General features: G+C 45.4%; 24 protein-coding genes. 18 read left to right on the forward strand and 6 right to left on the reverse strand.

The features are described from left to right. Positions 1-8: 8 nt before the first annotated feature. Genes atpE (AB5627_RS02840) through AB5627_RS02850 form a run of 3 tightly spaced genes read right to left on the reverse strand, consistent with a single transcriptional unit; the run spans position 9 to position 1,216 of the window. The gene (gene atpE, locus AB5627_RS02840; protein ID WP_022288193.1) at positions 9-227 is read right to left on the reverse strand and encodes an ATP synthase F0 subunit C; all 219 of its coding nucleotides are present in this window, start codon (positions 225-227) and stop codon (positions 9-11) included. 47 nt (positions 228-274) lie between these two features. Beyond that, positions 275-493, reverse strand: coding sequence for an ATP synthase F0 subunit C (gene atpE, locus AB5627_RS02845; RefSeq protein ID WP_022288192.1), 219 nt, complete (start codon positions 491-493; stop codon positions 275-277). Positions 494-520: 27 nt separating this feature from the next. Further along, positions 521-1,216, reverse strand: coding sequence for a F0F1 ATP synthase subunit A (locus AB5627_RS02850; protein WP_022288191.1), 696 nt, complete (start codon positions 1,214-1,216; stop codon positions 521-523). 270 nt (positions 1,217-1,486) lie between these two features. Here AB5627_RS02850 and AB5627_RS02855 point away from each other — a divergent pair, with 270 nt between their 5' ends. Continuing rightward, a complete protein-coding gene (locus AB5627_RS02855; protein WP_022288190.1) occupies positions 1,487-2,392 on the forward strand; it encodes a LysR family transcriptional regulator in 906 nt (301 codons plus the stop codon). Positions 2,393-2,489: 97 nt separating this feature from the next. On the opposite strand, the gene AB5627_RS02860 is transcribed toward AB5627_RS02855, so the two are convergent. Both AB5627_RS02860 and AB5627_RS02865 read right to left on the reverse strand, forming a co-directional pair. Next, positions 2,490-3,389, reverse strand: coding sequence for an NAD(P)/FAD-dependent oxidoreductase (locus tag AB5627_RS02860; protein WP_022288189.1), 900 nt, complete (start codon positions 3,387-3,389; stop codon positions 2,490-2,492). Positions 3,390-3,461: 72 nt separating this feature from the next. Further along, positions 3,462-3,914, reverse strand: coding sequence for an Rrf2 family transcriptional regulator (locus AB5627_RS02865; RefSeq protein ID WP_022288188.1), 453 nt, complete (start codon positions 3,912-3,914; stop codon positions 3,462-3,464). Positions 3,915-4,200: 286 nt separating this feature from the next. On the opposite strand from AB5627_RS02865, the gene AB5627_RS02870 reads away from it, so the two are divergent. Genes AB5627_RS02870 through AB5627_RS02900 form a run of 7 tightly spaced genes read left to right on the forward strand, consistent with a single transcriptional unit; the run spans position 4,201 to position 8,296 of the window. After that, positions 4,201-5,427, forward strand: coding sequence for a PLP-dependent transferase (locus AB5627_RS02870; RefSeq protein WP_302839177.1), 1,227 nt, complete (start codon positions 4,201-4,203; stop codon positions 5,425-5,427). Between the two features lie 12 nt (positions 5,428-5,439). Continuing rightward, positions 5,440-6,303, forward strand: a complete 864-nt coding sequence (locus tag AB5627_RS02875) for a 4Fe-4S binding protein (RefSeq protein WP_368369664.1) — start codon at positions 5,440-5,442, stop codon at positions 6,301-6,303. After that, positions 6,296-6,541, forward strand: a complete 246-nt coding sequence (locus tag AB5627_RS02880; protein WP_022288185.1) for a sulfurtransferase TusA family protein — start codon at positions 6,296-6,298, stop codon at positions 6,539-6,541. The genes AB5627_RS02875 and AB5627_RS02880 overlap by 8 nt, the downstream gene beginning before the upstream one ends. Further along, positions 6,541-6,858 carry a co-chaperone YbbN gene (locus tag AB5627_RS02885; RefSeq protein ID WP_117858165.1) on the forward strand — a complete coding sequence of 106 codons (318 nt, stop codon included), beginning with the start codon at positions 6,541-6,543 and terminating at the stop codon, positions 6,856-6,858. Before AB5627_RS02880 ends, AB5627_RS02885 begins: the two co-directional genes overlap by 1 nt. Before the next feature lie 12 nt (positions 6,859-6,870). Further along, positions 6,871-7,077, forward strand: coding sequence for a sulfur carrier protein ThiS (gene thiS, locus AB5627_RS02890; RefSeq protein WP_022288183.1), 207 nt, complete (start codon positions 6,871-6,873; stop codon positions 7,075-7,077). After that, positions 7,077-7,889 carry a ThiF family adenylyltransferase gene (locus AB5627_RS02895; RefSeq protein WP_368369665.1) on the forward strand — a complete coding sequence of 271 codons (813 nt, stop codon included), beginning with the start codon at positions 7,077-7,079 and terminating at the stop codon, positions 7,887-7,889. The genes thiS and AB5627_RS02895 overlap by 1 nt, the downstream gene beginning before the upstream one ends. Continuing rightward, entirely contained in the window at positions 7,886-8,296 is a 411-nt protein-coding gene (locus tag AB5627_RS02900; protein ID WP_278459762.1) for a M67 family metallopeptidase, read from the forward strand. Before AB5627_RS02895 ends, AB5627_RS02900 begins: the two co-directional genes overlap by 4 nt. 173 nt (positions 8,297-8,469) lie before the next feature. On the opposite strand, the gene AB5627_RS02905 is transcribed toward AB5627_RS02900, so the two are convergent. Then, a complete protein-coding gene (locus AB5627_RS02905) occupies positions 8,470-9,747 on the reverse strand; it encodes a glycoside hydrolase family 5 protein (protein WP_289148922.1) in 1,278 nt (425 codons plus the stop codon). Positions 9,748-10,003: 256 nt separating this feature from the next. Here AB5627_RS02905 and AB5627_RS02910 point away from each other — a divergent pair, with 256 nt between their 5' ends. The 10 genes from AB5627_RS02910 to AB5627_RS02955 all read left to right on the forward strand — a co-directional run bounded on the left by AB5627_RS02910 (position 10,004) and on the right by AB5627_RS02955 (position 23,071). Beyond that, entirely contained in the window at positions 10,004-11,173 is a 1,170-nt protein-coding gene (locus tag AB5627_RS02910; protein WP_267300846.1) for a cation diffusion facilitator family transporter, read from the forward strand. Positions 11,174-11,351: 178 nt separating this feature from the next. After that, complete coding sequence (locus AB5627_RS02915) at positions 11,352-11,555, forward strand: DUF1858 domain-containing protein (RefSeq protein ID WP_022288179.1); 204 nt, start codon at positions 11,352-11,354, stop codon at positions 11,553-11,555. Positions 11,556-11,630: 75 nt separating this feature from the next. Further along, on the forward strand, positions 11,631-12,293 hold the full coding sequence (locus AB5627_RS02920; protein ID WP_117924482.1) for a class I SAM-dependent methyltransferase: 663 nt from the start codon (positions 11,631-11,633) through the stop codon (positions 12,291-12,293). Between the two features lie 23 nt (positions 12,294-12,316). Beyond that, positions 12,317-13,078 carry a Nif3-like dinuclear metal center hexameric protein gene (locus tag AB5627_RS02925; protein WP_022288178.1) on the forward strand — a complete coding sequence of 254 codons (762 nt, stop codon included), beginning with the start codon at positions 12,317-12,319 and terminating at the stop codon, positions 13,076-13,078. A 16-nt stretch (positions 13,079-13,094) separates the two neighbouring features. Beyond that, positions 13,095-14,846 (forward strand): NFACT family protein, encoded by a 1,752-nt coding sequence (locus tag AB5627_RS02930; protein WP_022288177.1) that lies wholly within the window; start codon positions 13,095-13,097, stop codon positions 14,844-14,846. A 300-nt stretch (positions 14,847-15,146) separates the two neighbouring features. Beyond that, on the forward strand, positions 15,147-17,384 hold the full coding sequence (locus AB5627_RS02935; protein WP_265290566.1) for an NPXTG-anchored protein: 2,238 nt from the start codon (positions 15,147-15,149) through the stop codon (positions 17,382-17,384). A 99-nt stretch (positions 17,385-17,483) separates the two neighbouring features. Further along, positions 17,484-19,445 carry a DUF4430 domain-containing protein gene (locus tag AB5627_RS02940; RefSeq protein ID WP_368369666.1) on the forward strand — a complete coding sequence of 654 codons (1,962 nt, stop codon included), beginning with the start codon at positions 17,484-17,486 and terminating at the stop codon, positions 19,443-19,445. A gap of 10 nt (positions 19,446-19,455) precedes the next feature. Continuing rightward, positions 19,456-21,186, forward strand: coding sequence for a prenyltransferase/squalene oxidase repeat-containing protein (locus AB5627_RS02945; protein WP_022288174.1), 1,731 nt, complete (start codon positions 19,456-19,458; stop codon positions 21,184-21,186). Next, positions 21,174-22,106 carry a MoxR family ATPase gene (locus tag AB5627_RS02950; RefSeq protein ID WP_022288173.1) on the forward strand — a complete coding sequence of 311 codons (933 nt, stop codon included), beginning with the start codon at positions 21,174-21,176 and terminating at the stop codon, positions 22,104-22,106. The genes AB5627_RS02945 and AB5627_RS02950 overlap by 13 nt, the downstream gene beginning before the upstream one ends. Further along, entirely contained in the window at positions 22,103-23,071 is a 969-nt protein-coding gene (locus tag AB5627_RS02955; protein ID WP_022288172.1) for a DUF58 domain-containing protein, read from the forward strand. Before AB5627_RS02950 ends, AB5627_RS02955 begins: the two co-directional genes overlap by 4 nt. Positions 23,072-23,084: the final 13 nt, after the last annotated feature.

Below are 23,084 nucleotides of genomic sequence, written 5' to 3' on the forward strand. Positions count from 1 at the left end.
TTGTTTTATTACTTCAGGAAGAAGATGATAAGGATAGCTACGATAAGACCGTAAATAGCGGTCGCCTCTGCAAGTGCGCAGCCGAGAAGCAGCGAGCTTCTTATATCCTTTTTAGCTTCGGGCTGTCTTGCGATAGACTCTGTTGCCTTTCCTGTTGCAAGACCTATTCCGATGCCTGCGCCTATACCTGTAATAACGGCTACAGCCGCACCAATTGCTACTAACATGATATATACCTCCGTTTTTATTCTTTTACTTTTCTACGCTTATTCTCTTACTTCAGGAAGAAGATGATAAGGATAGCTACGATAAGGCCGTAGATAGCTGTTGCCTCTGCAAGTGCGCAGCCGAGAAGCAGTGAGCTTCTTATATCCTTTTTAGCCTCAGGCTGTCTTGCGATAGACTCTGTTGCCTTTCCTGTTGCGATACCTATTCCGATACCTGCTCCTATTCCTGTAATAACGGCTACAGCCGCACCGATTGCTACTAACATAGATCATACCTCCGAATTTCTGTTATCTTAGTCGTCGTCCTCTATTGCTTCATTTATGAACAGGGACGTGAGGAACACGAAAACATATGCCTGAATGAAGCCGTCGAAAATATCAAAGTATGCCGAGAATGCCAGCGGTATCACTATCGGGCAAACGGCGTCGATAAGCTCCATGATGATATAAGACGCAAGCACGTTTCCGAAAAGTCGCATACAAAGCGACAGCGGTCTGATAACAAGCTCCATTACATTCAGCGGAGCGATTATCGCCACAGGTTTGGCAAAGCTTTTCAGCCAGCCCTTTGTTCCTTTTGCTCTTATTCCTGCAACCTCCACAAGCACAATGCTCATGATCGCAAGTCCTGCGGTAACATTCAAGTCTTTTGTAGGCGGTGTAAAGCCCAGCAGACCGATGATGTTCGCAAAGCCTATGTAGATAATGACAGTTGCAAGGAACGGAAAATACGCCATACCCTTTTCTCCCAGCTGTTCTCTGAAGAAATCTCTGAGAAAGCCTACGAATGATTCAAGCATCATCTGTTTCCTGTCAGGGATAAGTTTAAGGTTTCTTGTGAGAAGTATTGAAGCTATCACAAGTATCGCCATTATTATCCATGTTACCACGCAGGACACAGGAACGGGTATGCCTCCGAAAATCGGTATCCTGAAAGCTACTTTGTTTTGCATAGCCTCGGAAAGATTTTCGGAAATTCTCTCCAGCATTTTATCACCTCCAAAAAAATAAAACCAATAAGAATGCCAGCCTCATAAGGGTATAATAAGGTCTACACCGTTTACCCCCAGCGGTTGAATGCAATCGTCATTGATTTTATCATGATAAAACTATTTTTTGTATGCGTCCCCCTATGGGCGCAGTGATGTAAGACTTGCTTTTTGTCTACGAATATATTATAATACAATCATAAGCATATGTCAAATAGATATTTTCTATTGTAAACATACTCATAGTGTATGGATAGAGAGGAAAGGTTTATGAGAGAGATAAATTTCGAGCATTATAAGATATTCTATTATGTGGCAAAGTTCCAGAACATAACAATGGCGGCGAACTATCTGTTTTTGTCGCAGCCGAGCATAAGCCGATGCGTAAAAAATCTTGAGGACGAGCTTGGGTGCAAGCTTTTTGTGCGGTCAAAAAAGGGTGTAGAGCTGACAACGGGCGGAGAGATGCTCTTTAAGCATATATCCATAGCCTGCAAGCATATATTCTCGGCAGAGGAGGAACTTGCGCTGATAAGCGAGCGTGACAGGGCGATAGTAAGGCTTGGAGGAAGCGAGGTGGCACTGCAAAGCTTTCTTATCGACCGAATAGTAGAGTTTCACAGAGAACACCCGAAGATACAGATAAAGATAGACAGTATGTCCACCCCTGACGCTATAGAAGCGTTGAGGGCAAATCTAATAGACGTGGCGGTAGTTACCTCGCCGTTTGCAGACAAAACGGGGCTTAACATAAATGTGATAAAGAAGCTTCAGGATATCGTTGCCGCAGGAAACGGTTTTTCCTATCTTAAAGACAAGGAGATATCCCTGCATGAGCTTGTGAAATATCCTCTTATCTGTCTTAAAAACACCACCACCACCCGAAACTATCTTGACCATATATTCAGACAGCACAACCTGCTGTTAAGACCTGATATCGAGCTTACGTCCATAAACTTTGTAATGCCGATGGTAAAGAACAATCTTGGCATAGGTTTCATGCAGTATGCCACCACCAAGGCGGAGATAGAGGCAGGGAACATTTTCAGGGTGAACACAAAAGAGCAGATACCGCCAAGGAGCATATGTGCGGTGACGGCTTCCCAGTATGAAACTCCGGAACCTGTGCAGAGGTTTATAGACAGCCTGCTTGAAAAGGAAAGCGTGAATATATAAAAGCAATTTGGGGCGTTGGTGACAGCGTCCTTTTTGTGCTATAGAATAGAAAAAGCGGTGCAGAGTTTTACGCTCAGACACCGCTTTGTTTTGCTTTTTACAGCTCCATTATATATTTTTCCGCAGAAGAAAGTGCGTTTGCACCGTCTGCCGCTGCTGTTATTACCTGCCTGAGAGGTGTAGTACGGACATCTCCTGCCACAAAAAGACCCTTTGCAGTGGTGATTCCGTCCTCGCCAGCTTTCACATATCCGCTTTCGTCAAGCTCGCAAACGCCCTCTAAAGCTTGTGTATTCGGCACGCTTCCGATTGCGCAGAACACTCCGTCCACGGCAATGTTCTTTTCCTCGTTGTTTTGCGTATAGGTAATGCCCTCTGCATTTTCGCCACCTGTTACCTCTTTTATAACCGCACTCATAACAGGCACGATATTATCTGTTTCAGCGACCTTTTTCTGCAAAGCTTTATTTGCTCTGAACTCGTCACGTCTGTGGATAAGGTAAACAGTTTTTGCAAGCTTTGAAAGATAAAGTGCGTCACCAAGTGCAGTATCTCCTCCGCCCACAACAGCCACAACTTTATCCTTATAGAAGAAGCCGTCGCACACTGCGCAGTAAGAAATGCGCTGTTTCTCACCGCCTGCCACGTCAAGATGACGATATGAAGTGCCTGCGGTGTAAATAACAGTTTTTCCTTCTTTTACAGAGCCGTCCTTGAATATGACCTTCCAGCCCTCGGCTGTTTTCTCAAAGCTCTCAGCCTCGCCCTCGTAAAACTCAGCACCAAGAGTTTCAGCCTGCTCTCTGAACTTTTCTCCAAGGTCATAGCCGTTTATGCCGTAAAGACCCGGGTAGTTCTCAACTCTGTCTGTAACAGATATCTGACCTGTACCCATGTAGTCCTTTTCGCACACCAGTGCGGAAAGCATTGCTCTGCCTGCATATATCGCTGCAGTAAGCCCCGCAGGACCACTGCCTATTATTATAACGTCATACATAAAAAACACATCCTTTATATATAGTATACACTTTCTGTCCCTAATTATAAAATGAAAACCGACTTTTGTCAATCAGATATAATACATAGGCTCTGAAACGTTCTCTACTGACTCTTTATTATAGAAGTCAACGAGCTGTCTGAGGGTGATAGACTCAGTGTAGCTTTTCAGTTTGTTCTCTAATCTCAGCCATATATAATCGTCAAGCACCTGTGCAAATTCTGTGTTTTCGTCATTTACTACCGCAACATCGCTTCCAAGCACCGATGGGTCGAGAGCGTCGATTATTTCTTTGAGTGTTATCTTCTCCGGCTTTTTGTTGAGTATATATCCGCCCCTAGAGCCTTTTATGCCTTTTATGAGCCTTGCCTGCCTCAGAGAAGTAAGCACCTGCTCAAGATATTTTCCTGAAAGTCCACGTCTTTCTGCCACGCTGTATACTGTCACTGTTTCGCCGTTTTCTGAGTTCATTGCAATGTCTGCAATGGCAATTATGCCACATTCTACTTTTGTTGAAATTTTCATTTCTGCACCTCCCTAGAAATGACAATCTTATCATTTCTCATGCTTTTTATACTTGTCCTATTATTCATAGTAATCCTATCAACATAATATATTTTATACTTTTTTGAGCAAACTGTCAAGAGTTTTCATAAAAATAAGGGCATATTTTAAAAGAAATGTTAAATCTATAGTAATCCTATTGACTTTATATGATTTATGTTGTATAATATCTACAGTAACAAAGAACATCGCACCTTGACAGGCTTGCGGTGATAGCTATATAATAAGAAAACAGGGGGCGTTTCCTTTGAAATTCAATACAAAATTGCTCCATGGCGGATTTGGACCTGAGAAAACAACAGGCTCAACGCTCACTCCCATATATCAGGTGAGTGCCTTTGCGCAGGAGTCGGCTGAGCAGCTTGAAAAAGTATTCAATAATAAAGCACCGGGATATGCTTACACAAGAATAAGCAACCCGACAGTAGCGGCTTTTGAGAACCGAATGAATACACTTGAAAAAGGTGTTGGCGCAGTGGCGTGTTCATCAGGCATGGCGGCTGTTACAATGTCGCTTCTGAACATTCTTGAAGCAGGTGACGAGATAATATGCGGCGCAGGTCTTTTCGGCGGCACTATCGACCTTTTCGGCGACCTTGCGGCATTCGGTATCAAGACCAAATTCGTAAAGCACGTTACAAAAGAGGAAATAGCCCCTATTATAAATAGTAAGACCAAAGCGGTCTTTGCCGAGCTTATCGGAAACCCTAATCTTGAAATAGTTGATATAAAGTCGGTGGCTGACCTTGCCCATGAAAACGGTGCAGTGTTTATACTTGACAGCACAACGGCTACACCTTATCTTATAAATCCATTTGACTACGGTGCTGATATCGTGGTACATTCCACGTCAAAGTATATAAACGGCGGAGGAAATTCCATAAGCGGCGTTATAATCGACAGCGGAAACTTCAAATGGGATTATGATAAGTTCAAGGGTCTGGCAGAATATAAAAAGTTCGGGAAGTTTGCTTATATCGCAAAGCTGAGAAACGGCATATGGAGAAACGTTGGCGGCTGTCTTGCTCCAATGAACGCATTTATGAACAGCGTGGGACTTGAAACACTGGGTCTTAGAATGGAGCGATGTTGCCATAACGCTTTGAAGCTTGCGGAGTTCTTTGAAAGCTGTGAGGGCATTGAAGTGAACTATCCTGCACTGAAAGCCAGCCCGTTCTATGACCTTTGTCAGGAAGAACTTGGCGGCAAGGGCGGTGCTATACTCACCATAAGAGCAGGTTCAAAGGAAAGAGCCTTCAAGCTTATAAACGGCTTGAAGCTTGCAACAAATGTAACTAATATCGGAGATACAAGAACGCTCGTTATACACCCTGCAAGTACGATCTACGCCCACGGCAGTGAGGAGCAGAAGATAAACGCAGGCGTGTTCGGCGACACAATCAGGATAAGCGTCGGAATAGAGGACGCATCGGATCTGATCGAGGACTTTAAACAGTCCATAGAAAAACTTTAGGAGGAATTTACTATGGCAGTTGACTACGCAACACTTAAAAAAGGCGGCTTTATGCGCCAGAAACAGAAGAATAATTTTTCACTTAGACTTAGAGTTGTGGGCGGAAACCTTACGGCAAAACAGCTTGCAACTATTGCAGAGGTGTCTGATAAATACGGCGAGGGCTATGTTCATCTTACATCACGTCAGAGCGTTGAGATACCTTTTATAAAGCTTGACGATATCGACGAGGTAAAAGCGGCTCTTGCAAAGGGCGACACAGAACCGGGCGTTTGCGGACCGAGAGTAAGAACTATCACAGCCTGTCAGGGTGCTGCGGTCTGTCCAAGCGGCTGTATAGATACATACGCTCTTGCAAAGGAGCTTGACGAAAGATATTTCGCAAGGGAGCTTCCTCACAAGTTCAAGTTCGGTATCACCGGCTGTCAGAACAACTGCCTTAAAGCGGAAGAAAATGACGTTGGTATCAAGGGCGGCATAAAGGTTGAGTGGCGTGAAGCTGATTGTATCGGCTGTGGCGTGTGCGTAAAGGCTTGCCGTCAGGGCGCACTTACAATGGAGGACGGAAAGATAGTCCTTGACAAAGAAAAGTGCAACTTCTGCGGACGCTGTTTTAAGGCTTGTCCTACAGAAGCGTGGGATACTATCCACGGCTATATAGTTTCATTCGGTGGACTTTTCGGCAACCATATCAACAAGGGCGAAACTGTTATCCCATTTATCGAGGATAAGGAAACTCTTATGAAGATATGTGACGCAGCGATACAGTTCTTTGACGATAACGCAAAAGCTGGCGAAAGATTCAAGTTCACTATCGACAGAGTGGGCAGAGAGAAATTTACAAATACTATACTGGAGGTTTATAACAATGGCTGATTTTAAAATAGACGATACAGTGGATATCACCACAGTGGTTTGCCCGACAACATTCGTTAAGGCAAAGGTAGCTCTCGAGGAGCTTGACGACGGGCAGATCCTTTCCATTAAAATGAATGACGGCGAGCCTGTTCAGAACGTTCCAAGAAGCATTAAGGAAGAGGGTCACAAGATATTGAAGCTCATTGACAATGAGGACGGCACTTATGACCTTATCGTACAAAAGGTGGGAGATTAATGTCAGTAAGAGCAAATAAGGATACTTTCGAGAGCGAGATAAACGAGGCAGGAAAGCTTGTTATCGCAGATTTCTATTCAGATTCCTGCGTTCCATGCAAGCGAATGTCACCGCTTCTTGCGGAAACTGAGGAAGAAGACCCTGAGGGCATAAAGCTTGTGAAACTCAACATCAACTTTGACGGGGAAACTGCTCAGAAGTATAATGTCACAAGCGTTCCGACACTTGTGTTCTTCAAGGACGGAGCAGAAAAAGCAAGACTTACGGGAGCTGTAAAGAAAGCACAGCTTGCCGAAACAATAAATTCAATAGATTAAGGAGAAATGGATATGACTATAACAGTAGCAGGCAATAAAAAGGACGTTGCAGAGGGACTTACAGTGGCACAGCTCGTTATCGACGAGAACGTTGAAACACCGCAGTATGTTACAGTAACTATCAATGACGAATTTGTGGAGAGCGGAGCTTTTGAAAGCACAGTTCTTAAAGACGGCGACGTTGTAGAATTTCTTTACTTCATGGGAGGCGGACAGTAATGGCATTTACAGACGAACAGCTCGAGCGTTACTCACGCCACATCATTCTTAAAGAGGTTGGCGCAAAGGGACAGAAAAAGCTTCTTAACGCAAAGGTACTTATCATAGGCGCAGGCGGACTTGGCGCACCTGCCGCTATGTATCTTGCCGCAGCAGGCGTTGGCACTATCGGCATTGCAGACGCGGACGAGGTAGATCTCTCAAATCTGCAAAGACAGATAATCCACACAACTCAGGACGTCGGCAAGGTAAAGGTCCTTTCCGCAAAGGAAACAATGGAAGCTATCAACCCTGACGTCAAGGTGAATACATACCGCACCTTTATCGACAGCGAGAACATCATGGATATAATCAAGGACTATGATTTCGTTATCGACGGCACTGATAATTTTCCTGCAAAGTTTCTTATTAATGACGCCTGCGTAATGGCTAAAAAGCCATTTTCACACGCTGGTATCATCAGATTTAAGGGTCAGCTCATGACCTATGTTCCAGGTCAGGGACCATGCTATAGATGTGTGTTCAAGAACCCACCTCCGAAGGACGCTGTTCCTACTTGCAAGCAGGCAGGCGTTATCGGCGCAATGGGCGGCGTTATCGGAAGTTTGCAGGCAATGGAAGCTATCAAGTATATCCTTGGTGTAGGAGAGCTTCTCACAGGCTATCTGCTTACTTATGACGCACTTAAAATGGAGTTCAGAAAGGTAAAGCTACCTCAGGATACAAAGGGCTGTGCAGTATGCGGCGAGCACCCTACTATCACAGAGCTTATCGACTATGAACAGGCAGAATGTGACGGTGTACATCTATGATAAAACTCATCAAAAGCGATTATGAAAAGATACTGCATCACGCTGAAAGCGAGCTTCCAAACGAAGCCTGCGGTCTTATCGGCGGAGTAAAAGAGGGCAGTGACAAGATAATAAAAAAGGTCTATCTTCTCACGAACATAGACCACTCAAACGAGCATTTTTCTCTTGACCCTAAGGAGCAGCTTGCTGCTATCAAGGATATGAGAACAGAGGGACTTGTTCCTCTGGGCAACTGGCACTCACACCCTGAGTCACCTTCTCGCCCTTCTGACGAGGACAAAAGGCTTGCTTATGACAAGACAGCAAGCTATATGATACTCTCACTTATGAACAGAGATGAGCCTGTGCTCAATTCTTTCCATATCGAGGGAACGGATTCCACAAAAGAGGAACTTGTAATAGAATAGCAAAAAGTAGGGGCGAACAGCGTTCGCCCGCAATTCGTCCCCTCTCGTTTCGTAAGACACAAACAAAAAGCAGTACCCCAAAAGGTACTGTTTTTATTATTTCATCATGCAGATCAAACGGGCGAACGCTGTTCGCCCCTGCAAATGTATCAGCATATTTGCGTGTGAAAAACTTATGAAGCCTTTGCGCTCTTTCTGACCTCTGTGTAGCCTGCCGGTGACGGGATCTCATAATCGTCTGTGGAGTTTATGGCTCTCATCATGCCTGCGATAAGGTCAGGCTGTGTGATAGTGTAGTCAAATCTGTTTATGATGCCAAAGCCCTTGTTGCCGTTGTAGCCGTTGTCCCAGTATACACAAACAACGCCGTTTTTCTTTGCCGCCTTGATAAGATATTCAGACCAGTAGCGTCTGAACTCATTGTAGTCTGCAAACTTTTCTGTCTTGTCCTGTGCGCCAAATTCGCCGATAACAACAGGATAACCTTGACTTACAAACTTCTCGTTAAGAAGTGCCATTTGGCTGTCAACATAATCCTCCTGACCCCAGTTGTCATAATTCTTTACCGCATATTTGCCCCACTGAGTTTTTGCGGTCTTGTTCTCGTCAATAGTGAAATTGAATGGGTCATAATAGTGAACTGATATCATGATACGCTTGCCGTCAGCCTTGCAGCCGTTGTCGGTCGGTATCTTGAAGTTGTATTCATCACCTGCTGTGTAATCGATATTGGTGTTCCAACCAGGGAGAAGCAGCCAGCGTTTTTCATTGTTTGAACCTGTTGCTCTTACTGAGTCAACAAATATCTGATTGTATGCGTTGATGTTTTCATAAGCATTGGCGTCAGGCTTGCCGTAATCGTTGTTGAATTCCTCGTTCATGGACTCGAAGATAAGGTGCTGGTCATAGTCCTTGAAACGGTCTGCTATCTGAGTCCAAACCTTGCCGTACTTGTCCTTTATCTCGGTCTGCTTGTCATCGTCTTCAGCACAAAGCAACCAACTGTGGTCAACAGTGTAATATCCGTCGCCGTGCATATTCACTATAGCGAACATATCGTTGTCAACAACATAGTCAACGACTTCCTGAACTCTGTCCAGCCAGTCAGTGTCTATCTTGTAGTCAGGACCGTCTCCTATCATGTCAAGATAAGAAACAGGTATTCTTACTGTCTTGAAGCCCTGCGCCTTGACAGTGTCGATAAGCTCTTTGGTTATCTCAGGGTTGCCCCAGCAAGTTTCGCTGGGAAGTCCGCCGCTGGAAGCTTCAAGCTGATTGCCTAAGTTCCAGCCAAGCCCCATGGCTTCTGTTATCTGTGTTTGGTCAAGCTCTGTCCACTTCTTTGCTGTGTCTTTTGCCTCGCTGTCGGAGTTTTTTCCGCAGCTTGTCACAGCCGCTGTCATAACTCCTGCTAGCAGCAGAGCCGCAGCTCTCGATATGAATTTTCTCATTTTTTATATAACCTCTTTCCTTTTTGCGTATGTAAACGATTAACGCTAATGACTATTATAGCACACTGCACAAATTTTTTCAATAGTGAAAAGAAAATTTTATTATGTGGTTGAAATGAGAAATAAGTGGCTGCATATTGCCTGCTGCGGCGAATATCCATATAAATAAGCATTTGCACTTGATTTTGTAATATTATGTGTTATAATAGTAGATAAACTTATAAGTTTACTTTGGTAAACAAAAGGGGATATTCATATGGCAGCACTTCTTATAAGATTATTTATAAAAGACAGGGATAACGTGAAAGATAAAAACGTCCGAAAAAAATATGGCTACCTAGGCTCATGTACTGGTATAGTCCTTAATATCATGCTTTTCCTCGGTAAGCTTATTGCAGGATTTGTGTCAGGTGCTGTGTCCGTTATGGCGGACGCTTTTAACAACCTTTCTGATGCAGGTTCGTCTATAATGTCGCTGGTTGGATTTAAAATGGCAGCCAAAGCCGCAGACGAAGACCACCCTTTCGGTCATGGCAGAATGGAGTATATCTCAGGTCTTGTCATTTCGTTTATTATAATGATGATGAGCATTGAGCTTGGAAAATCTTCTTTTTCAAAGATCTTTGCCCACGATAAGCTTGCTTTCTCGGTAATGACCTTTGTGATACTTGCCTGCTCTGTGGCTGTGAAGCTTTGGATGTGGTATTTCTATAGAAAGCTTGGAAAAAAGATAAACTCTACCTCGCTTTTCGCCTCTGCCGCTGACAGTCTTTCCGATTGCGCCGCAACAGGAGCTGTTATGCTTGCAATGGTATTCTCTGCGTTCACAGGCATAAACATAGACGGCTATATGGGCGTTCTCGTTGCTCTCTTTATCTTCCGCTCAGGCTTCATGACCTGTAAGGACAGCGTTTCGCCGCTTTTAGGCTCAAAGCCCGATAAGGAGTTCGTTCAGGATATTGTTGATACCGCAATGAGTTTTCCTGAGATAATCGGTATCCATGATCTGCTCATACATGATTATGGCGTAGGGAATACCGTTATCTCCTTTCATGCTGAAGTGCCATGCGAAATGGACTTTATGGCGGCTCATGAGCTTATAGACGATCTTGAGGATAGCATGAAGGAAAAATATCACTGCGCAGTGTCTATACATATGGATCCGGTGGCAGATCATGACGAGCAAACTATCGAAACTAAAAAGATAGTAACAGACGTTGTGAAGTCTATCGACCAATGCCTTAGCATACACGATTTCAGAATGACAAAGGGCGAAAACCGTGAAAATCTTATCTTTGACGTTGTAGTGCCTTTTGATTTCAGACTTTCAGACAGCGAGGTAAAAGCAAAAATATCAAAACGGCTCACAGAATTTGACGGAAGATACAACGCTGTTATAAATGTGGATAAGGGAGATACATTATAATATATAAGGCAACACCGCACAAAAATCTGACAAAAAAATTTGACTACGCATCTGACGCACGATCTTTGTGAGGTATTGCCATAAAAAAGACTTGCTTTTTTTCTCAGGATTGGTTATAATATAGGTATAACGCAAAGCGTTTGCGGTGCGTGGTCTATCATGATAGGAGGAATATAAAATGGCATTCACAGTTACAAAGGATACTATTATAGGCGATATAATGGACGCTGATGAAAATACAGCACCATACTTTATGGAAATGGGTATGCACTGTCTGTTCTGCCCTGCGTCAAGAGGCGAAACTCTTGAAGAGGCTTGTGCTGTTCATGGCGTTCCTGTTGAGGAAATGCTCGAAAAGCTCAACAAGCACTTTGCAGAATAAGCGTTTGGAACTACTTTCGCCGCCCAGCCGCCTTTTCAGGGGGCGAGCGGCGATTTTTTTCTTTGGAGGACAGCTTTGGATAAAAGACTTGTGACCTGTGCAAAGCTTTGTACAGGAGATTTTGTATGCGACGTGGGGACAGATCATGGTTATCTGCCCTGCTTTATGATAAAGGAAAATATGTGCAAAAAGGCTCTCGCCTGTGATGTTGCACCAATGCCGCTAAAGTCGGCTGAGGAGCATATCAATCGTGAGGGGCTTTCAGACCGCATTGGAACGGTACTTTCAGACGGACTTGACAATGTTCCCCCGGAGGGCATAACAGACGTTGTTATGGCGGGCATGGGCGGTGAGCTTATTGCAAGGCTTCTGGAAAAATGTCCGTGGGTGAAAAACAGCGTAAACCTCGTTTTACAGCCTATGACAAAATGGGACGTGCTTAGAAAGTGGCTTTATGACAACGGCTTTGAGGTAAAAAAAGAGCTTGCCTGCACAGAGGGTCAGTTTGCATATTCTGTTATGCAGGCGGTGTATACAGGCAAAACGCCGTCCTATGATTGCGACGACAGATATTTGCAGTTCGGCTTTGTTAAGCCTGAGGGCGAGGGGAAAGAGTATATCGCAAGGCAGGCAAAAAGAATTTTTGTCGCAGGCAGCGGAATGATGAAGTCTGAGGACAAAAAGGAACTGGGAGAAAGGCTCGTTAAGCTTGCACAGAGCGAGCTTGACAGACTTTGACACACAAAAAGGAGCTGACAAAAATGACGACAGTTTATGATATTTATAGTTTTATAGAGGATTTAGCCCCATACCGCTTGCAGGAGGGCTATGACAACAGCGGTCTTAACGTGGGGGAAATGTCCGCAGAGGTAAGGAGCGTGCTGGTGGCGCTTGATTGCACCGCTGAGGTGGCAAGAGAAGCCTGTCAGCGTGACTTTGACCTTGTTCTCACCCACCACCCTGTTATTTTCAGAGGACTAAAGACCCTCGTGCCGAACGACCCTGCTGTGATACTTGCGGCAGGGGGAAAGAACGCTCTTTCCATGCACACAAATTTCGACTCCGCAGAGGGCGGAATGAATGACGTGCTTTGCAAAATGCTTGGTCTAAAACCTGAGAGCGCTTTGCATGAGGAGCATGGCGTTGGCTGTGGATATGTATGCGAGTGTGACGGCATGAACGTCCGTGAGCTTGCACAGAGAGCAAAGGACGTTCTTGGCTGTAGAGTAGTCCGTTTCAGCGGCGGCGAGCGTGAGATAAGTCGTGTGGGAGTGTGCTCAGGTTCAGGCGGTTCGTTCCTTGCTGATGCAGCAGAAAAAGGCTGTCAGGTGCTTTTGACAGGTGACGTGAAGCATGACGTTTTTATAGACGGCGGGAATATGGGCGTTTCTGTTATAGACGCAGGTCATTTCTATACGGAAAATATCTTCTGCGAGTTTATCGCTAGTGAGCTGAAAAACAAGTTCAGCGGTCTGAGAGTAGAGATAGCCGTAAGCAACAGGGATATAGTTGAAGTAATATAAAAAGCAGGTAAGTAAAATGGCATTGGACGGAATTTATCTGAGCTTGCTCAGAAAAGAATTTGACCCTCTTATTGACGGCAGGGTGGATAAGATACACCAGCCTTCACGAGAGGAGCTTATAATGACTATCCGCACTAAAGAGGGTGCGCAGAAGCTTATGTTCAGCACAGGTGCAGGCTCGGCAAGGGTCCATATAACAACGACGGATATAGAAAATCCGAAAACACCGCCTATGTTCTGTATGCTCATGAGAAAGCATCTTGCAGGAGGCAGACTCACTGCCATTAGGCAGGACGGCTTTGAGCGTATACTTTTCTTTGACTTTGAAGCCACCAACGAAATGGGCGACAGGGTGAATCTCACACTTGCGGCGGAGATAATGGGCAGGCATTCAAATCTTATCCTCTATCGTGAGGACGGCAGGATAATAGACAGCATAAAGCGTGTGGGACAGGAAATGTCATCAGTGAGAATGGTTCTTCCCGGTGCGCAGTATACTTTGCCCCCAAGAGAGCAAAGGCTGAATCTTCTTGACTGCACAAAGGAAGAGCTTTTGGCAAAGATAGCCGAAAACCCCACGGCGGAGCTTTCAAAGGCAATAATGAAAACGCTTGAGGGCATTTCGCCAGTGTTCGCACGGGAAGCTGTGTTCTTTGCGGCAAGGGGTGCTGAGATAACAGCCGAACAGCTAAGCGGAGACACTGCAGACAGGCTGTGGTTTTATTTCTCGAAAGTCCGTGACAGCGTAAATGAGGGCACTAACGTCTACACAGTGCTGAAAACAAAAGAGGGCAATCTGAAAGATTTCTGCTTCTGCGATATCACGCAGTATGGTGCGCTCATGGTGACAAAAAGCTTCGAGTCGCCAAGTGTTCTTCTGGACTATTTCTATGCGGAGAGGGACTCCCTTTCAAGAATAAAGCAGAAAGCCAACGACCTTTTCAAGCTTCTTATAAACACCTCCGAGAGAACTCAAAGGCGTGTGCAAAATCAGCGTGAGGAGCTTAAAGAGTGCAAGGACAGGGAAAAATACCGCATTTACGGTGACCTTATCACTTCAAATCTCTATGCGCTCCAAAAGGGCATGGCATATGCTGAGGTGCAGGACTTTTATGACGAGAACTGCCCTACAGTGAAGATACCACTTGACAAAAGGCTTACGCCAACACAGAACGCTCAGAAGTATTATAAGGAGTACAGAAAGCTCGACACCGCAGAGAAAAAGCTCACTGTGCTTATTGCAGAGGGCGAGCAGGAGGTCAAGTATCTGGATTCTGTTTTCGATTCTCTAACGAGGGCACAGACGGAGGGAGATATAGCCGAGCTTCGTGAGGAGCTTTTTCAGGAGGGCTATGTAAAGCGCTCAAAGTTCAAGGGCAAGCCTCCAAAGGCTCTGCCGCCTATAAGATACCGTTCTTCTGACGGATATGAAATAAGGGTGGGCAGGAACAATAAACAGAACGACCGCCTCACCTGCAAGGAAGCAGAGAAAACTGACCTTTGGCTCCACGTCAAAGATATCACAGGAAGCCACGTTATTGTCACCTGCGACGGAGAAATGCCACCTGACAGGACAATAGAGGAAGCGGCAATAATCGCCGCCTGCAACTCAAAGGGAAGAAATTCCTCCAGGGTGGATGTTGACTACACTTTCATAAGAAACGTGAAAAAGCCAAACGGCTCAAAGCCGGGCATGGTTATTTTTACAAACAATTACACTATCACTGTCAAGCCTGACACGGAGCTGGAGGAGAAACTGAGGGTATAGTCTAAAACTATATCCAACAAAGTTTCAGTCTATGAGTTTATGAAAATGCCACAAAAACGGCGTTGTATCGGACTTATTAGTGGTGTAAAAAGGTTATTGAATAATCCATAGCAATATGGTATAATTATCATGATGTGAATATTAAGAAAGCACAGTTTGAAAAGTTGTTAGCTGAGTAGAGCGTGTCAGGGCAAAAGCCTTGCCGTCAGGGAAGCAGGTCCAAATCCTGCACAACCGCCATTACTGTGTTTGACAGGCTTTTTGTGTGCTGTCATAAGTCAGGTATCTGCTGTGTTTTCGTTGACTATTTCTGTCTTGGGCGATGAAGATGACGGTCTGCTTTATCGCTGTGCAGGCAGTAAAGCGGATAGAATGCTTTTTCGTTTCGGCGGAAAGGCATTTTTTGCTGTGGTCGGGGTGTTCATAAAAAGTGCATTGACGGCGGAACAGTGTGTATCAACGAAAGGACAGAAAAGAATGAAGAAGAAAATTTTGAGAACAGCCAGCTTCGCTCTTGCGACTGCTCTTAGTCTGAGCGTGTGTGTAAGCGCATTTGTTTCAGACGGAACAAACAACAACGTAACAACATCAGTCCTCCCTGACAGTGCGGATAACGCAGTGCTTAACTGGGCAACTAAGGTAGGAAAAAGCTGGAACGATGGTCCGTCGCCTGTGGCTATCGTTGGAGATGATATTGTTTATACATCTGGCGACAAGCTCGTGAGAATGAACAAGGAAACGGGCGTTGTGGATTCAGTAGTTGGACAGCGAGCAGGTACAAACAGCTACGCTATCCAGCCTGTTACTTATGCAGATGGCATGATATTCTCAGCCTTTAACGGCGGAATTCAGGCATTTGACGCTGACACCCTCGAGTCGCTGTGGGTATACAAGGACAGCGTTGGTGGTCAGTCTGTAAGCCCTATCTACTATAATGACGGCTGTATCTACACAGGCTTCTGCAACTATGGTTCAGGAAAAAACGATCAGTATGTTTGCATAGACGTTAAGGACGAAGATCCTGACACAACAGATGAAGAGAAGTCACCAAAGTGGACATTCACAAACAAAAGCGGCTTCTATTGGGCAGGCGCATATGCAACTGATGATTTTGTCGTTCTCGGCATGGAAAATGCAAAGGCAAACACTACCGATCCTGCAAGAGTAGTTACTCTTGACAAAAACTCAGGAAGCGTTATAGATACTAAGTATACAGTAGGCGGAGGAGTAAGAAGCACTATTTCTTACGATAAGGATACAGACGCTTATTATTTCACATCTAACGGCGGATATTTCTATAAGGCAACAATAGACGATGAGGGCAATTTCACAAAGCTTGACAGCATTGCACTTGGCGGCGCAAGCACATCAACTCCTACAGTTCTTAACGGAAGAGCTTATGTTGGCGTAAACGGCTCAGGCTGGGGCGACTATAAGGGCAGTGTTATTGCAGTTATCGACCTTGACAGCTTTAAGATAGCATACAAGGCAGAAACAAAGGGCTATCCACAGACCTCAGGTCTTGGCGTTGTGAATGAGAACGGCTATAACTATGTTTACTTCACAGAGAACGCATCAGCAGGCGCTATCCGCTATGTAAAGGATAAAAAGGGCGTAACAGAAGTTCTTGACGCTCAGATAGTAAACGGAAAGAAAACAGCTCCGTCACTTTTCACACCAACGGGAGCTCAGGCACAGTACGCTATAGCTGACCTTGTTGCAGACGAAAACGGCACTATCTACTTCAAGAACGATTCAGGCTACATAATGGCTGTCGGCTCAGAGGTGGAAAAGCTTGTGACCGAAAATGCTAAGACAGTATGCAAAGAGGGCGAAGCTTATGACGCTTCCGACTTGAAGGTTTACGCAGTTCTCAAAAACGGCGCGAAGAAAGACGTTACAGATTATGTGACTATCGACGATACTGCTCTTACAGCAGACGATGATTTCGTTACTGTTACATACAAGTATGGTATGTACAGAGATAAGACAAAAGAGGGTGCTGCAAACACAACAGGCGTTGCCGTTTCACCTGTTGAAACAACTATCAACGTAACAGTTCTTGCAGCAGAGGATTATGACAGCGTAAAGGCTGTTGAGAAGCTTATCAGTGACCTTGGCGAGATAACACTTGACAGCGAGAATGACATCAAGGCAGCAAGAGCCGCTTATGACGCTCTTGGCGACCTTAAGGAATATGTAGGCAATGTTGACGCTCTTACGGCCGCAGAAAAAAAGCTTGAAGAACTCAAGACACCAAGCTCTTCATCAGAAGCAGAAAACTCTGTAAGCTCATCTGACGTATCTTCCGAAAGCACAGTATCTTCTGCAAACTCTGAGGATACATCTTCTGCCACTTCATCAGCCGCAGAGTCAGTAAGCAGTGCTGACACATCAAAGGCGGCTGACAGCTCATCAAAGACAGCAAATAACGCAGGTGCGGCTAACCCTAACACAGGTGCGACAGCAGGCGTTTGCGTAGCAGGTCTTGCACTTCTTATCAGCGGAGCTCTTACAGTTTCAAGAAAGAGAAAGTAAAAAAAATTAAGACAATTAAGATATAAGTTATTTTGCAGGATACTCGCCCTCTATTTTCAGGGGGCGGGCATTTTCTGTGATATGAAAAGTGAGAATATTATGAAAAAGCATACACAAAAAAACAGGCAAATAATAATGCTGTCAGCAGCGGCGTTTTTTATCGCAGCGGCTTTTTTGTGTATGCGTTTTTATAATATGAGCAGTTATAAGACCCCTGAAAATCCGTTTTCAGCACTGTCTGAAAGCCTTGCGGAGGAGGACGGACAGGGCGGAGAGGGCTATGAAACAAGCTCTCAGCCAAAGGACGAAAGCTCAGATATGGACAGCTCACAGGCAGATGACAGTGATAACACTGATAGTAGCGACAGCAATACAGATACAACAGAAAGCTCTCCGCAGGCTGACAAAATCGACGGAAATTCCCCGACAGTAAATGGCGGGAACACGAATGTTACCATAAATGTCCAAGGTGAAAATAAGTCTGACGAGGTAAAGAAAAAGCCTGACAGCAAGACCGAAACTGTCACAAAGAACACCGACACAGAATATTTCACCACCTCTATAAAAGAGGGCGAGCGTGTAAAAAAAGCCCTGTATAAGTTCACAATAACACATAAAAACAAAGCTCTCACAGTGCAGAAAGTTCAGGTCACTGTGAACGACAGCGTTGTAAATCAGTTTTCGGGCAGCGTTTCCCTTCACGCAGGAAAAAACACTATCCGTGTTGCCTGCACTTATACCGACAAAAGCGGTCAGGTGAAAAGGGCTTATAAGGACTATACAGTTTATTTTGACAAAAAGGAGATAACCTTTGACACCGACCTTGCGGATAAGGATACTGACACAGAAAGCATAACATTTTCAGCCACAGCTTTTTACGGCAGTGATAAAATACCTTTGACGGTTAAAGTCAACGGAGAAAAGCTTTCAGGCGGTGAAACTTTTACCGCACAGCTTTCTGAGGGCGAGAATACTATAACTCTCTCTGCGGAAAAGGACGGCTCAAAGGCTGAAAAAAGCTTTAAGATAAAATACACTCCTGCGGAGTTTTCCATCGATACCGACCTTTATGACCGCACTGTAAATGACGCCGATTTTAGCTTCTATGCGAGAATGAAAGGTCAAAGCGGCAGTGCAAAGCTAAGCGTTATTCTAAACGGCAAAAAGCTTTCGGGCAGAGATAATTATACCTGCACCCTCCAAAGCGGTGATAACCGTATAAGGCTTTATGCAAAAGACGGTGACAAAAATATAGACAGATATTTCACTGTCACCTATGTACCCATTGCTGACGATACCACAAGACCTGAGATAACGTATATAAACGTCACCAACGGACAGACAGTGAAAGGCTCGGGCTTCACCCTCAGATTTAACGCACAGGACTATAAGGGCGGAAGGATATATGCCGACAAGACCGAGGTCTGGCTCAATGGGCTTTCTGTTGAGTGTATCGCACAGGACAGGAACTCAGCCTATTATCTCCAGCTTTCAGGCGGGGCAAATCTTCTTGAAATAAGGGTGTATGACCCCGAGGGCAGATATGCGGATCATGCCTATACCATAAATTCTGTCAGCGCACAAAAGGGCGAGCAGACAGGCGTTATAACAATGAGCTTTGACGCCGATACCATAGGGCTTGGACAGCTTGCCGCAGGCTCAGAGGTGGCAATATACGAGGGGGACACAGGCGTTGACGTTATAGAGCGTTTTCTTCAGCAAAACGGCTTCACAGGTGACTTTACAGGCAAGGGCGATCAGAGATATCTAAGCCGAATACACAAAAGCGGTGCGTTTTCAGGTGGAGCAGTAAACAGCGAGCTTGCGGAGCTTGTAAAAAATGATGGCATTGCAGACAGTGGCACACAGTATGCCGACAGCCTTGGAGAATTTGACTACACCTACGGCTCAGGCTGGGTGTACACTGTGAACGGCAATATGCCTGCATACGGCATGGGCAAGGTGAACTTCACCGACGGCGACACTGTTAGGCTTGCGTTCACAGTTGCCTACGGCAGAGATATAACAGGTTCACAGGATAGCTATGACAAAACATGGTAGGAGGATATCGTTGAAAACGAGAGGTTTTCTTGGCAGATTAGTGGCGGTGTTTGCAGGGGCAGTAATGCTTCTGACAAATGTTCCTGCGGTGAATGCAGATAACGCAGATAAAAGGGACAGGATAACTGAAAGCGCAGAAAAGGTCTGTCAGTGGCAGCGTGACAAAATGGGCATTTCTCAGGACGAGAGCATTTTTTCGGGGGATTTTCTGCAAAACGCAGGCATAGGAAGCTCCGATTGGCTAGCCATAGGCATTTCACGCTTTGGTTTTGAGGAGGACTATGAGGCTTATCTCACTGCACTTTCTCAGCGTGTGAAAGCTCTTTCAGATACCGACAACGCTACCGAGTGGCAGAGGTGCGCTATAACAGCCTCCGCAATGGGAGGCGACCCTGCCGACCTTGGGGGCATAGACCTTGTAAAAGGCGGTGTTTACGGCAGAGATGAAAATAATTCCGTAGGCAAACAGGGCCTTAACGGATGGATATTTGCACTTTTGACCCTTGATACAATGGGCTACAAGACCCCAGAGGGTGCAGAGTTTGACAGAGAGCGTATACTTGACAAGATAGTTTCTTCACAGAATACCGATGGCGGCTTTTCGCTGTCAAAAGGTGAAAGCGATATCGACATCACCGCAATGGCTTTGCAGGCGATCGCCCCATATTACAATGATTTTTCCCGTGACGATGTTAGAAAAAGCGTTGACAAAGCGGTGGAGTATCTAAGCGGCAAGCAGGACAGCTCAGGTACGTTCGGAAGCGCAGAAGCTGATTCGCAGGTAGTAATAGCACTTTGTTCACTTGGTATCGCCCCCGAAGCTGACAACCGTTTTGTGAAAAATGCCGACCTTTTGACCGCCCTGCTTTCCTATCAGAACAGCGACGGTGGATTTTCACATGAAAAGGGCGGCGATTCTGACGAGCTTGCCACAGGGCAGGCGCTTTGCGCACTTGCGGCACAAAAGCGTTTTGAACTTACGATGCGACGTATTTACGATATGAGAGAGGAGCTTTCAGTTCTACAGCGTGAAAAGCTTGACGGCATAAACGGCAGGCTTTCGGATATCTCAGACGAGGAGAGCGCAGAAAAAGCCTTGAAGCTTTTCAATGACCTTGATTGTGACGAACGCACATATGTGAGATACGGTGCAGAGCTTGAAAATGCGGCAGAAAAATACAGCCTGACCTTGAGCGACAGGGCTTTCACAGTGGAGCTTGCACAGACAGATCATGGAAACGGTTGTGTATACAGTATCGAGAAAACGGAAATATATAAGGGCAAGAAAGGCTTTACAAAAAGCGACAGGAACAAGCTTGAAGCCCTGAGAAAAAACGGTGTTACTTCGGGGGACTGCACTGCTACGGCTGTGCTTTTAGCCCATGCAAAGGCTGACGAGAGCCTTTCCGACAGGGATAAGATAATATCAGAGCTTGAAGAAATGAACGCTAAAGCGAACGAGCTTTACAGTGAGATATCAGACCTTAACAGTATCATAAGCCGTGAGCTTTATCCTGTTGATAGTGTTGGAAAAGACAAAAAGGAGCTTTTGGAAAAGACCGCAGAGAGGATAAAAAAGCTTCCTGAAAGCGAGCGGAAAAAGGTCACTTCTGCTGACGAGATAATAAAAGAGGCGGAGGATAAAAACGTGACAGTGTATGTGATATCTGCGGCAGCGGTGCTGTGCGCAGTGGGAGTTTTCACAGTGGTAAGAAAGAAGGGTAAAAAATGCGTGAGATAACAGATGAAGTGAAAAAGGTCATAATCGGCAAGGACGAAGTGGTGGATATGGTGTTCGCCGCAATTTTGGCGCAGGGTCATGTGCTTATGGAGGACGTTCCGGGCGTGGGAAAAACTACTCTTGCGGTGGCGTTTTCAAAGGCTTTGGGGCTTGAAACAAAGAGGATACAGTTCACCCCTGATACCGTGGCTTCCGACATCACAGGCTATACGGCTTTTGACAGACAGGCACAGGGCTTTACTTTTCACAGCGGTGCGGCAATGACGAATATACTTCTTGCAGACGAAATAAACAGAACCTCAGGCAAGACGCAATCTGCCCTTTTGGAGGTCATGGAGGAGCGGGCCTGCACAGTTGACGGCAGAACATATCCTCTGCCTGAGCCTTTTGCAGTGATAGCAACACAAAACCCTACAGGCACAGTTGGCACGGCGGCACTGCCTGTTTCACAGCTTGACAGATTTATGATAAAGCTTTCAATGGGCTATCCTGACAAGGCGGCAATGCGAAGCATAATGTCAGACCGAAGCAGTTCAGACCCACTGGTAGATGTGAAAGCCGTCTGCACCGCTGAAAAGCTTATAGAAATGCAGAAAAAGGCAAAGGCAGTTTTTGTTGACGACAGCATTTATGACTACATCTCAGACCTTTGCGACGCCACAAGGCATAATGAAAATATTTCTCTAGGTGTATCCCCAAGAGGTGCTTTGGCACTTTGCAGGATAGCAAAGGCGTGGGCATGCTATAAGGGCAGAGAATATGTCGTTCCCCAGGACGTAAGAGATTTTTTTGCCCATGTTTGCAGCCACAGGATATCACTTTCTGCAAAGGGCAGGCTCTCAGGACTTGCGGCAGAAAGTGTGCTTGACGAGATACTTGGCAGCGTAAAATGCCCTGAGAATGAGGAAAAACGCAGATGAAGAGGCTATGCTTCTGCCTTTGCACAGCTTTGGGCATACTGCTTTTTGTGCTGAAAAAGCCCATTGGCATAACGGTGCTTGGTTTGTGCGCAGTGCTTTTTGTATTGTCAGTATGTGTAAATATATTCTCGAAGAAAAAGCTGTCAGCAACACTGGTAAGCGACGGCACAGGCTTGAAAAATAAGGACATGAGCCTTAAATTTATCTTCACAGGAACTTGCGGCGAATACAGCGGTAAACTGCGGCTTAGAAATATGCTCACAGGACAGTGCGATGATATAAAGGTGCATTTTATCATCAGCAGAGAGCCTGCTCAGGTGGATATCACTGTAAAAAGCGACACCTGCGGAAAGATAAAAGCAGAGTTTCTGACACTTAGAGCCTTTGACTTTACAGGGCTAACATGGAAAAAGGCGCAGTGCGAAATAAAGGGCAGTGTGAACATAATGCCTGATGCTGCAGAGATAGATGAGAGCGAGGAAGCAAATCTCAAGGAAGCCCTTGAAAGCGACTTTTTCAGCAATGAAAACGAGGGCTTTGACCACAGCGAGCCTATTGGAATAAGAGAATATCGTCAGGGGGACAGCTATAAATCGGTGCACTGGAAACTGTCCTTCCGCCTTGGTGATATCTACGTCCGTGAATATGGCGAGCCTGTTACTGACAGCCTTTGTATCTACGTTGAAACAGGCGGAAATGTCCTCGCAACGGATTATGACCGCATTGCCGCAAAGGCACTGAGCCTTTCAATGTATCTTTCAGACGGCGGTATAGGGCATTACATGGCGTTTTACAGCTTTTCTCAGCAGAGAAAAGTTTTCGAGCATATTGACAGCACAGACAGCTTCACTGTCGCTCTGGACAGCCTTCTTTCTTCACAGCCTGAGCAGGGAAAAGAGCGACTGACGGAGTTTTCAGAGCTGTTTGAAAGAAGCGGCATAAGCCGTGTTATCGAGATAAAATAGTAAAAGAGGTGAC

Origin of the sequence: Ruminococcus sp. RTP21198st1_G1_RTP21198_201120 (assembly GCF_040924265.1) — a bacterium.
In the GTDB taxonomy this organism is placed as follows: domain Bacteria; phylum Bacillota; class Clostridia; order Oscillospirales; family Ruminococcaceae; genus Hominimerdicola; species Hominimerdicola aceti.